This window comes from Limnobacter sp. UBA3528, assembly GCF_002377005.1.
GTDB lineage: Bacteria > Pseudomonadota > Gammaproteobacteria > Burkholderiales > Burkholderiaceae_B > Limnobacter.
In genome coordinates this window covers 1-8976 of the sequence record NZ_DFOZ01000033.1, presented here as the reverse complement: position 1 = coordinate 8976, position 8976 = coordinate 1, and the positions used below count along the sequence as shown (strand labels likewise).

19 protein-coding genes and 1 pseudogene are annotated in these 8976 nt (G+C 50.3%); all 20 read right to left on the bottom strand.

Annotation, left to right across the window (positions count from 1 at the left end; all coding sequences use genetic code 11):
- Positions 1-67 precede the first annotated feature (67 nt).
- Entirely contained in the window at positions 68-592 is a 525-nt protein-coding gene (gene rpsE / locus B4N58_RS10320) for a 30S ribosomal protein S5 (protein WP_008249411.1), read from the bottom strand.
- A 9-nt stretch (positions 593-601) separates the two neighbouring features.
- Positions 602-964 (bottom strand): 50S ribosomal protein L18, encoded by a 363-nt coding sequence (rplR, locus tag B4N58_RS10315; RefSeq protein ID WP_008249410.1) that lies wholly within the window; start codon positions 962-964, stop codon positions 602-604.
- 18 nt (positions 965-982) lie between these two features.
- Entirely contained in the window at positions 983-1516 is a 534-nt protein-coding gene (gene rplF, locus B4N58_RS10310; RefSeq protein WP_040512606.1) for a 50S ribosomal protein L6, read from the bottom strand.
- 12 nt (positions 1517-1528) lie between these two features.
- Positions 1529-1924 carry a 30S ribosomal protein S8 gene (gene rpsH / locus B4N58_RS10305; protein WP_008249408.1) on the bottom strand — a complete coding sequence of 132 codons (396 nt, stop codon included), beginning with the start codon at positions 1922-1924 and terminating at the stop codon, positions 1529-1531.
- Between the two features lie 12 nt (positions 1925-1936).
- Positions 1937-2242 carry a 30S ribosomal protein S14 gene (rpsN, locus tag B4N58_RS10300; protein WP_105028071.1) on the bottom strand — a complete coding sequence of 102 codons (306 nt, stop codon included), beginning with the start codon at positions 2240-2242 and terminating at the stop codon, positions 1937-1939.
- A gap of 8 nt (positions 2243-2250) precedes the next feature.
- Positions 2251-2790 carry a 50S ribosomal protein L5 gene (gene rplE, locus B4N58_RS10295; protein WP_008253351.1) on the bottom strand — a complete coding sequence of 180 codons (540 nt, stop codon included), beginning with the start codon at positions 2788-2790 and terminating at the stop codon, positions 2251-2253.
- Positions 2791-2800: 10 nt separating this feature from the next.
- Positions 2801-3115 carry a 50S ribosomal protein L24 gene (gene rplX / locus B4N58_RS10290; RefSeq protein WP_008253350.1) on the bottom strand — a complete coding sequence of 105 codons (315 nt, stop codon included), beginning with the start codon at positions 3113-3115 and terminating at the stop codon, positions 2801-2803.
- A gap of 7 nt (positions 3116-3122) precedes the next feature.
- The gene (gene rplN / locus B4N58_RS10285) at positions 3123-3491 is read right to left on the bottom strand and encodes a 50S ribosomal protein L14 (protein ID WP_008253348.1); all 369 of its coding nucleotides are present in this window, start codon (positions 3489-3491) and stop codon (positions 3123-3125) included.
- A gap of 108 nt (positions 3492-3599) precedes the next feature.
- A complete protein-coding gene (rpsQ, locus tag B4N58_RS10280) occupies positions 3600-3872 on the bottom strand; it encodes a 30S ribosomal protein S17 (RefSeq protein ID WP_008253346.1) in 273 nt (90 codons plus the stop codon).
- Complete coding sequence (gene rpmC, locus B4N58_RS10275; RefSeq protein WP_008253344.1) at positions 3869-4063, bottom strand: 50S ribosomal protein L29; 195 nt, start codon at positions 4061-4063, stop codon at positions 3869-3871. Before rpmC ends, rpsQ begins: the two co-directional genes overlap by 4 nt.
- Before the next feature lie 3 nt (positions 4064-4066).
- Positions 4067-4483 (bottom strand): 50S ribosomal protein L16, encoded by a 417-nt coding sequence (gene rplP / locus B4N58_RS10270; protein ID WP_008253343.1) that lies wholly within the window; start codon positions 4481-4483, stop codon positions 4067-4069.
- A gap of 14 nt (positions 4484-4497) precedes the next feature.
- On the bottom strand, positions 4498-5304 hold the full coding sequence (gene rpsC / locus B4N58_RS10265; RefSeq protein WP_105028068.1) for a 30S ribosomal protein S3: 807 nt from the start codon (positions 5302-5304) through the stop codon (positions 4498-4500).
- Positions 5305-5313: 9 nt separating this feature from the next.
- The gene (gene rplV, locus B4N58_RS10260) at positions 5314-5643 is read right to left on the bottom strand and encodes a 50S ribosomal protein L22 (protein ID WP_130557584.1); all 330 of its coding nucleotides are present in this window, start codon (positions 5641-5643) and stop codon (positions 5314-5316) included.
- Between the two features lie 10 nt (positions 5644-5653).
- A complete protein-coding gene (rpsS, locus tag B4N58_RS10255) occupies positions 5654-5929 on the bottom strand; it encodes a 30S ribosomal protein S19 (protein ID WP_105028066.1) in 276 nt (91 codons plus the stop codon).
- A gap of 15 nt (positions 5930-5944) precedes the next feature.
- The gene (rplB, locus tag B4N58_RS10250; protein WP_291748886.1) at positions 5945-6772 is read right to left on the bottom strand and encodes a 50S ribosomal protein L2; all 828 of its coding nucleotides are present in this window, start codon (positions 6770-6772) and stop codon (positions 5945-5947) included.
- Between the two features lies 1 nt (position 6773).
- Complete coding sequence (gene rplW / locus B4N58_RS10245; protein WP_008253367.1) at positions 6774-7070, bottom strand: 50S ribosomal protein L23; 297 nt, start codon at positions 7068-7070, stop codon at positions 6774-6776.
- A complete protein-coding gene (rplD, locus tag B4N58_RS10240) occupies positions 7067-7687 on the bottom strand; it encodes a 50S ribosomal protein L4 (RefSeq protein WP_291748883.1) in 621 nt (206 codons plus the stop codon). The genes rplW and rplD overlap by 4 nt, the downstream gene beginning before the upstream one ends.
- Positions 7688-7697: 10 nt before the next feature.
- Positions 7698-8342: a 50S ribosomal protein L3 gene (gene rplC / locus B4N58_RS10235; protein ID WP_105028064.1), complete on the bottom strand. Its 645-nt coding sequence runs from the start codon at positions 8340-8342 to the stop codon at positions 7698-7700.
- Between the two features lie 99 nt (positions 8343-8441).
- On the bottom strand, positions 8442-8753 hold the full coding sequence (gene rpsJ, locus B4N58_RS10230) for a 30S ribosomal protein S10 (protein WP_008253393.1): 312 nt from the start codon (positions 8751-8753) through the stop codon (positions 8442-8444).
- 99 nt (positions 8754-8852) lie between these two features.
- A pseudogene (gene tuf / locus B4N58_RS10225) lies at positions 8853-8976 on the bottom strand (elongation factor Tu); the annotation flags it as partial.

Sequence of the window (8976 nt, the reverse complement as noted above, 5' to 3'; positions counted from 1 at the left end):
GCACGATGAGTTTCTTTGGTTCCGATAATGCTCTTAACCAACGTAACTTTTACAGATCCGCTCATGATTAAGCCTCAAATAACTTTTCAACTGACAGGCCACGCTTGGCGGCGATCTCAGCTGGGGTTTGCAACTTGCCCAAAGCGTCCAAAGTTGCGCGAACCAGGTTGTAAGGGTTCGAAGAACCATGGCTTTTGGCCACAATATTACGAACTCCAACAACTTCCAGAACGGCACGCATTGGACCACCCGCGATAATGCCGGTACCCTCTTGCGCCGGAGCCAGGAACACTTTGGATGCGCCATGCTGTCCGTACACAATGTGATGGATCGAACCATCGCGAAGCGACACTTTTTCCATTTGACGACGAGCCTGCTCCATGGCTTTTTGAACAGCCACAGGAACTTCACGGGACTTGCCCTTGCCCATACCCACGCTACCGTCACCATCACCAACTACGGTCAATGCTGCGAAGCCCAAGATACGGCCACCCTTAACAACCTTGGTCACGCGGTTAACCGCGATCATTTTTTCCTTAAGGCCGTCATCACGCGCTTCAGGCGCGGCATTTTTACCTTGCATTCTTGCCATGATCACTCCTTAGAATTTCAAGCCAGCTTCACGCGCAGCGTCAGCCAGTTCTTTAACGCGACCATGATAGGCAAAGCCTGAACGGTCGAACGCAACTTCACTGATACCGGCAGCCAAGGCACGCTTGGCAATAGCAGCTCCAACCAATGCTGCCGCAGCCTTGTTCGAACCGGACTTACCATCCAGTTGAGCACGCAACTCTTTGTCATTGGTAGACGCAGCGGCCAACACCTGACCACCATCTGACGAATGAACCGCAGCGTAGATGTGGGAGTTGGTACGGAACACACACAGACGGGTTGCACGTGCAAGCGCAATACGACGTCTGGTTTGTTTTGCACGACGGGCACGTGCTTCTTGTTTAGTTTCCATGATTTACCTCTTGGCGCCTTATTTCTTCTTGGTCTCTTTGATAACCACACGCTCATCCGAATAACGCACACCCTTGCCCTTGTATGGCTCTGGTGGGCGGTACGCGCGGATTTCAGCGGCAGTTTGACCAATAACTTGTTTGTCGGCACCCTTCAAGACGATCTCGGTGGGTGTTGGCGTCTCAGCCTTCACGCCTGCTGGCAGCTTGTGAATGACAGGGTGGGAGAAACCCAGCGCCAGGTTGATCGAGTCACCCTGAACTGCCGCCTTATAACCCACACCCACCAACTGCAACTTGCGCTCGAAACCCTTGCTTACACCGTTAACCATATTGGCCAACAATGCTCGGGCGGTACCAGCCTGCGCATTTGCATCGGTTGTATCTACAACCGGCTTAACAGACAAAATGCCGTTTTCAAACACTGGCATAACCAATGAATTTACATTCAGTTTCAATTCAGCGTTACCGCCTTTCACTGAAACAACCTGACCACTCACAGTAACCTGCACGCTTGTAGGCACAGAAATGGGAGCTTTCGCTACTCTTGACATTTCATTACCCCTTTAAGCCACGTAGCAGATGACTTCGCCGCCAATACCAGTGGTACGGGCCTTGCGATCAGTCATCACGCCTTTGGAAGTTGAAACAATAGCCACACCCAAACCGTTCATTACCTCAGGAATTGCGTCTTTACCTTTGTAAATGCGCAAACCGGGCTTGGAAACGCGCTCGATCTTTTCGATCACTGGGCGACCAGCGTAGTACTTCAACTCAATTTTCAATACAGGTTTTGCGGACTCACCCACAATTGAGAAGCTCTCAATGTAGCCTTCGTCTTTCAAAACTTGCGCAATAGCTACCTTCACTTTTGAGGAAGGCATCTCAACCGAAACCTTGTCAACACCCTGAGCATTGCGAATGCGGGTCAACATGTCGGCGATTGGATCACTCATACTCATAATTAGAACCCCTTACCAACTTGCCTTAGTGATTCCAGGAATCTCACCACGCATGGCAATTTCACGGATCTTGTTACGGGCCAAACCGAACAAACGGAATGTGCCGCGGGGACGACCAGTCAATTCGCAGCGATTGCGCTGACGAGTTGGGTTCGCGTTTCTTGGCAGCGCCTGCAACTTAAGGCGTGCCTCATAACGGTCTGCTTCACTGACCGACTGATCTTTTACAATCTTGTTCAAAGCCTCACGCTTGGCCGAGTACTTCTTGACCAGTGCTGCGCGCTTTTTCTCACGATTAATCAAAGCTAGTTTTGCCACGTCACACCTCAGTTACGGAACGGGAACTTGAAAGCGGTCAACAAAGCCTTGGCTTCATCGTTGGTACGCGCTGTCGTAGTTACGCTGATGTTGAGACCCCGAAGTGCGTCGATTTTGTCGTACTCAATCTCAGGGAAAATAATCTGTTCTTTGATACCAATGTTGTAGTTGCCACGGCCATCGAAAGATTTGCCAGACACCCCACGGAAGTCGCGTACACGAGGAAACGCGATCGTTACCAAACGATCCAGGAATTCATACATGCGGTCTCCGCGCAGAGTTACCATACAACCTACTGGGTAACCTTCGCGAATCTTGAAACCGGCAATCGCCTTTTTGGCTTTCGTCACCACCGGCTTCTGGCCAGCGATTTTAGTCAAATCACCAACAGCGTGCTCAATGATCTTCTTGTCATTGACGGCCTCACCCACACCCATATTCAGGGTAATTTTGGTAATACGAGGAACTTCCATCACCGACTTATAACCAAACTGCTTGGTCAACTGACCAATCACTTCGTTTCTATAAAACTCTTGAAAACGTGACACGACGGCCCCCTTAGTTTGCCAACTGAGCGCCGGTTTTCACCAGTACCCGCACGGACTTGCCATCCACCTGCTTGATGGCTACACGAGATGGCTTACCTGTCTCTTTGTCAAACAAGCTGACATTGGACTGGTGGATGGGCATTGTTTTATCAACAACACCACCAACATCTCCCTTCATAGGATTTGGCTTTTGATGCTTCTTAACGATATTGACGCCTTCTACCAGAAGGTATTCATCATTCACACGGGAAAGCACAACGCCTTTCTTCCCCTTGAACTTGCCGTTAAGAACCAGCACTTCATCGCCTTTGCGAATTTTGTTCATATTTACCTCACAGAACTTCTGGTGCCAGCGACACGATTTTCATGAACTTTTCATTGCGAAGCTCACGTGTCACTGGGCCAAAAATACGGGTACCGATGGGTTCAAGTTTTGCATTCAACAAAACCGCTGCGTTGCTATCGAATTTAATCAACGCGCCATCTGGACGACGAACGCCCTTAGCCGTACGAACGACCACTGCGTTGTAAATTTCGCCTTTCTTGACGCGACCGCGAGGGGCCGCATCCTTAATGGACACCTTGATGATGTCACCAATGCCCGCGTAACGGCGCTTGGAACCACCAAGAACCTTGATGCACATTACAGAACGCGCACCCGTGTTGTCGGCCACATCTAGCCGTGATTGCATTTGTATCATGGATTGTCAAACCAACTTAATTGCTTTCGCAACCAGTTTTGGTCCCGCAAGGGTTGAAAAGATAGCCTGCCATATTAGCAGGCTTGAATTACTTGAGCAAGACAAAAATCAAATGATTTTCGCTTTCTCCAACACTTTGGTCACACTCCAAGATTTTGTCTTGGAGATAGGACGACCTTCACAGATCTCAACCAGGTCACCCTCACCAACTTCATTGCTTTCATCATGGGCAGTGTACTTGTGAGACTTAACAATATACTTGCCGTAAATCGGGTGCTTGATACGGTTTTCAACCATCACCACAACCGATTTGGTCATCTTGTCACTGACAACGCGACCTACCAAGGTGCGCTTCAAACTTACTTTCGCTTCGGTGCTCATGCGGACCTCTTCGATTGAGTCATCACCGTTTTGACACGTGCGATGTCTTTACGTACTTTTGCCAACTGGGAGTTGTTGGTCAGCTGCTGCGTAGCAGCCTGCATGCGCAATGAAAACTGCGCACGCAACAACTCTTCCAACTCTTTCGTCAATTCTGCAGCGCTTTTGCCGCGCAATTCAGAAGCTTTCATTGCTTAACTCCCAATCTGACGTGTTACGAACACGCAAGGAAGAGGCAACTTGGCAGCCGCTAGGCGGAACGCCTCACGCGCCAACTCTTCACTCACACCGTCCATCTCGTAAAGTACTTTACCTGGCTGAATCTCAGCCACATAAAACTCAACGCTACCTTTACCGTTACCCATACGAACTTCCGCAGGTTTGTTGGTAATTGGCTTGTCCGGGAACACGCGGATCCAAATCTTACCGCCACGTTTAATGTGACGAACCATGGCGCGACGGGCTGACTCAATCTGGCGTGCAGTCAAGCGACCGCGACCAGTGGACTTCAGACCGTAAACACCAAAAGAAACACTTGCACCACGTGTGGCCAGACCAGTATTACGGCCTTTGTGTTCTTTTCTATATTTGCGACGTGATGGCTGTAACATCATGCGCTCCTAGATTACTGTTCTGAGGAAGTGCTGGCAGCGCCTTCCTCTTTGTTTGAACCACTAGCTGCTGCGCTAGCACCTTCGGGTTTACGCGCCTTGCGTGCACCTGCTCCGGCTGGACGAGTAGAAGGACGACGCGGACGACGCTCTTCTTTTTCTGCCTCAACTGGTGCCGCCGCAACATCTCCGCGACCCAATGTGTCACCTTTGTACACCCAAACCTTGATACCAATAATGCCGTAGGTGGTTGCCGCTTCGCTTGTAGCGTAGTCGATGTCTGCACGCAGAGTGTGCAAAGGCACACGGCCCTCACGATACCACTCGGTACGAGCAATCTCGATACCATTCAAACGACCAGACGACATGATCTTGATACCTTGAGCACCCATGCGCATCGCATTTTGCATCGCACGCTTCATAGCGCGGCGGAACATAATGCGACGTTCTAGCTGCTGGGAAATACCATCGGCGATCAACTGCGCGTCAATTTCGGGCTTGCGAACTTCTTCGATGTTCACATGAACAGGCACGCCAACCAATTTTTGCAAGCTGGCTTTCAACAATTCAATGTCTTCACCTTTCTTGCCAATCACCACGCCTGGACGAGCTGAATAAATTGTTACGCGAGCATTCTTGGCAGGACGCTCAATCAGCACTCGGCCAACAGACGCGTTTTTCAGCTTCTTCTTCAGGAAATCACGAACCTGGATATCTTCAAGAAGCATCTTGGAGAAATCGCGATTTGATGCGTACCAGCGAGAAGCCCAGTTGCGTGATACCGCGAGGCGAAAGCCCGTAGGGTTAATCTTCTGACCCATGTAACCCCCTTAGTTTCCAACCGTCACATAAATGTGACTGGTCTTCTTAGTGATACGATTGCCACGGCCCTTGGCTCGCGCTGTAAAGCGCTTCAACACCGGCCCCTCTTCCACGTAAATGGTTTTTACTTTCAATTCATCAACATCAGCACCATCATTGTGTTCTGCGTTGGCGATTGCGCTTTCCAACACCTTTTTCACAATCAAAGCTGCCTTCTGAGGAGAGAAAGCAAGAATGTTCAAGGCTTGATCAACCTTTTTACCGCGAATCAAATCAGCGACCATACGGCCACGCTGAGGAGACAAGCGAACACCCTTCAAAATTGCACGAGTTTCCATTTCTTACCCCTTATCGCTTGGCCTTTTTGTCAGCCGCGTGACCCTTGAATGTGCGTGTCAACGCAAATTCGCCGAGTTTATGACCAACCATGTTTTCGTTGATGTACACAGGCACATGTTGCTTACCATTGTGTACAGCGATTGTCAGACCGATGAACTCAGGGAGTACAGTCGAGCGACGGGACCAGGTTTTAATTGGACGCTTGTCCTTGGATGCTGCAGCAGCCTCAACTTTTTTGATCAAGTGGGCGTCGCAGAAAGGACCTTTTTTTAATGAACGAGACATATCTGTTTACCCCACTTAACGCTTGTGACGACGCTGAACAATCATCGAATTGGTACGCTTGTTGTTGCGAGTGCGGTAGCCCTTGGCTGGTTGGCCCCATGGGCTAACTGGCACACGGCCTTCGCCGGTCTTGCCTTCACCACCACCATGCGGGTGATCTACCGGGTTCATCGCAGTACCGCGCACCGTCGGACGAATGCCCTTCCAGCGTGTTGCACCAGCCTTACCTACTTTCTTCAAACTGTTCTCTTCGTTGCTCACCTCACCAATGGCGGCGCGGCACTCGATGTGAACACGACGGATTTCACCGGAACGCAAACGCATTTGCGCGTAGGTGCCATCACGAGCCAGCAACATGGCAGAACCACCAGCTGAACGAGCAATTTGGGCGCCCTTACCTGGCAACATTTCCACGCAGTGCACTGTTGTGCCAACTGGAATGTTACGAATCGGCAAAGTGTTACCGATCTTGATTGGCGCTTCGGAGCCATTCACAACAGTTTGACCCAACTGCAGGCCTCGAGGCGCAATGATGTATGCGCGCTCGCCATCCGCGTAGCAGATCAAGGCAATGTGGGCAGTACGGTTTGGATCGTACTCAATTGTTTCCACCTTCGCTGGCACGCCATCTTTGTTGCGCTTGAAATCAACCATACGATAATGCTGCTTGTGACCACCACCCATGTGACGGGTAGTGATGCGACCATTATTGTTGCGGCCTGCAGTCTTTGATTTCTTTTCAAGTAAAGGCGCGTAAGGCTCACCCTTGTGCAAATGGGGATGAACCACTTTCACCATGGCACGGCGGCCGGGTGACGTTGGCTTTAATTTAACTAATGGCATGTTACGCAGCCTCCGAGAAATTAATTTCTTGACCAGCTTTCAGCGCAACATAGGCTTTGCGCACATCGGAGCGACGCCCCATGGTGCGGCCAAAGCGCTTCTGCTTGCCAGCAATGTTAACGACACGCACAGCCTCAACCTCGACCTTGAACAGCAGTTCTACCGCCGCCTTGATCTCGTGCTTTGTTGCAGTGGTGCAAACCTTGAAAGCGATTTGCTCATGCTTATCGGCCAGCATAGTGCTCTTTTCAGAGACGATGGGCGCAAGCAAAATTTTCATTAAACGCTGCGTGTTCATGCGTACATCTCCTGCAGTTTGTCGATTGCCGCACGAGTCGCAACCACTTTCTTGAAATAAATCAGGGAAAGAGGATCAGCATAACGTGGCTCGACCACTGCCACGTTGGGCAGATTTCTTGAGGCCAGGTAAAGATTTTCATCCACTGAATCAACAATCATCAGCACGGAATCAAGACCCATGCCTTTCAATTTTTGATCAAGCAGCTTGGTCTTTGGCGCTTCCAAGCCCAAAGACTCGACAACGACCAAACGACCCTCACGGCTCAACTGAGACAGGATGGAACAAACACCTGCGCGGAACATTTTCTTGTTCAGCTTCTGAGTGAAGTTCTCATCTGGAGAATTCGGGAAGGTCTTGCCGCCTCCGCGCCACAATGGGCTGGACACCGCACCGGCTCGCGCACGACCCGTACCTTTTTGCTTCCAGGGCTTGCGAGTTGACGCACGCACTTCTGAGCGATCTTTTTGCTGACGCGTACCCTGACGCGCATTGGCCTGATACGCAACAACCAACTGATGAATCAGCGGCTCATTGTATTCACGACCAAACACCACATCGGACACCTGAACAGTTTGAGAGGCCTGCCCAGAATCACTAATGACTTTCAATTCCATCTGGTTCCCCTTACGCCTTTGCCTTGACAGCTGGCTTAACCAACAACTGGCCACCTTTTGAACCGGGCACTGCACCCTTGATCAAAAGCAAACCACGCTCGGCGTCTACACGCACCACTTCCAAGTTCTGAGTTGTGCGGTTCACGTTACCCAACTGACCAGCCATACGCTTACCAGGAAACACTCGACCCGGATCTTGCGCCATACCGATTGAACCAGGCGCATTGTGCGAAATCGAATTACCGTGGGATGCGCGCTGAGAGCTGAAATGGTGACGCTTGATTGCCCCACTAAATCCTTTACCCTGCGTTACACCACTGACATCAACTTTCTGACCGGGAGCAAAGATTTCCGCGGACACAGCAGCACCAACCTGCAATTCTGCAAGCTTGGCGGTGTCAACACGGAATTCAACGAGAGATGAAGCAGCTTCAATAGAAGCTGCTGCGAAGTGACCTGCCTGCGCTTTGACTACGCGGGAGGCTCGCTTGGACCCGTAGGCCAGCTGAACGGCTGTGTAGCCGTCTTGTTCGAGTGTTTTGAGCTGCGCAACACGGTTAGAAGACACATCCACAACAGTCACGGGAATAGAAACACCCGCGTCTGTAAAGATGCGCATCATGCCGATCTTGCGACCAATAAGGCCTAGACTCATGATTTCTCCAATTTCGGCTACGATTGGCCGAATGATTAAATTCTATCTAAAGCTAACCTTTTGAAAAGGTTAGCCAAAGATTATATGCGTTAATTAAATTTATTGCAACTTGATTTCAACATCTACGCCAGCGGGCAGATCCAGCTTCATCAAAGCATCTACGGTTTTATCTGTAGGATCTACGATATCCATCAAACGCTGATGGGTACGGATTTCAAACTGATCACGTGAAGACTTGTTCACGTGAGGAGAACGCAGAATATCGAAACGCTTAATTCGGGTGGGCAACGGAACCGGACCCTTCACAACGGCGCCTGTGCGCTTGGCTGTTTCCACGATTTCGAGAGCAGACTGATCGATCAGTTTGTAGTCGAAAGCTTTCAAGCGAATACGAATTTTTTGATTATTCATGTTTGTTCCTAAAGAGCTAAAAGAGTGTGACCAAACTTAACTTTTGGCTCACCTCAAAGTTGCCCGCATCAATCGGTTGATGCGGGCTCATTCCAAGTATTACTTGGTGATTTTGGCAACTACGCCTGCACCTACCGTACGGCCACCTTCGCGAATCGCGAAACGCAGACCCTCTTCCATCGCGATCGGGGCAATCAACTCAACACTGATTGACACGTTGTCG

What these genes read in the sequence shown, in the direction of transcription:
- rplF (WP_040512606.1), bottom strand. Translation starts at nt 1,516, where the DNA reads ATGTCAAGAGTAGCGAAAGCTCCCATTTCTGTGCCTACAAGCGTGCAG.
- rpmC (WP_008253344.1), bottom strand. Translation starts at nt 4,063, where the DNA reads ATGAAAGCTTCTGAATTGCGCGGCAAAAGCGCTGCAGAATTGACGAAA.
- rpsQ (WP_008253346.1), bottom strand. Translation starts at nt 3,872, where the DNA reads ATGAGCACCGAAGCGAAAGTAAGTTTGAAGCGCACCTTGGTAGGTCGC.
- rpsS (WP_105028066.1), bottom strand. Translation starts at nt 5,929, where the DNA reads ATGTCTCGTTCATTAAAAAAAGGTCCTTTCTGCGACGCCCACTTGATC.
- rpsC (WP_105028068.1), bottom strand. Translation starts at nt 5,304, where the DNA reads ATGGGTCAGAAGATTAACCCTACGGGCTTTCGCCTCGCGGTATCACGC.
- rplC (WP_105028064.1), bottom strand. Translation starts at nt 8,342, where the DNA reads ATGAGTCTAGGCCTTATTGGTCGCAAGATCGGCATGATGCGCATCTTT.
- rplB (WP_291748886.1), bottom strand. Translation starts at nt 6,772, where the DNA reads ATGCCATTAGTTAAATTAAAGCCAACGTCACCCGGCCGCCGTGCCATG.
- rplR (WP_008249410.1), bottom strand. Translation starts at nt 964, where the DNA reads ATGGAAACTAAACAAGAAGCACGTGCCCGTCGTGCAAAACAAACCAGA.
- rpsE (WP_008249411.1), bottom strand. Translation starts at nt 592, where the DNA reads ATGGCAAGAATGCAAGGTAAAAATGCCGCGCCTGAAGCGCGTGATGAC.
- rpsJ (WP_008253393.1), bottom strand. Translation starts at nt 8,753, where the DNA reads ATGAATAATCAAAAAATTCGTATTCGCTTGAAAGCTTTCGACTACAAA.
- rpsH (WP_008249408.1), bottom strand. Translation starts at nt 1,924, where the DNA reads ATGAGTATGAGTGATCCAATCGCCGACATGTTGACCCGCATTCGCAAT.
- rplD (WP_291748883.1), bottom strand. Translation starts at nt 7,687, where the DNA reads ATGGAATTGAAAGTCATTAGTGATTCTGGGCAGGCCTCTCAAACTGTT.
- rplW (WP_008253367.1), bottom strand. Translation starts at nt 7,070, where the DNA reads ATGAACACGCAGCGTTTAATGAAAATTTTGCTTGCGCCCATCGTCTCT.
- rplV (WP_130557584.1), bottom strand. Translation starts at nt 5,643, where the DNA reads ATGGAAACTCGTGCAATTTTGAAGGGTGTTCGCTTGTCTCCTCAGCGT.
- rplX (WP_008253350.1), bottom strand. Translation starts at nt 3,115, where the DNA reads ATGAACAAAATTCGCAAAGGCGATGAAGTGCTGGTTCTTAACGGCAAG.
- rplP (WP_008253343.1), bottom strand. Translation starts at nt 4,483, where the DNA reads ATGTTACAGCCATCACGTCGCAAATATAGAAAAGAACACAAAGGCCGT.
- rplN (WP_008253348.1), bottom strand. Translation starts at nt 3,491, where the DNA reads ATGATACAAATGCAATCACGGCTAGATGTGGCCGACAACACGGGTGCG.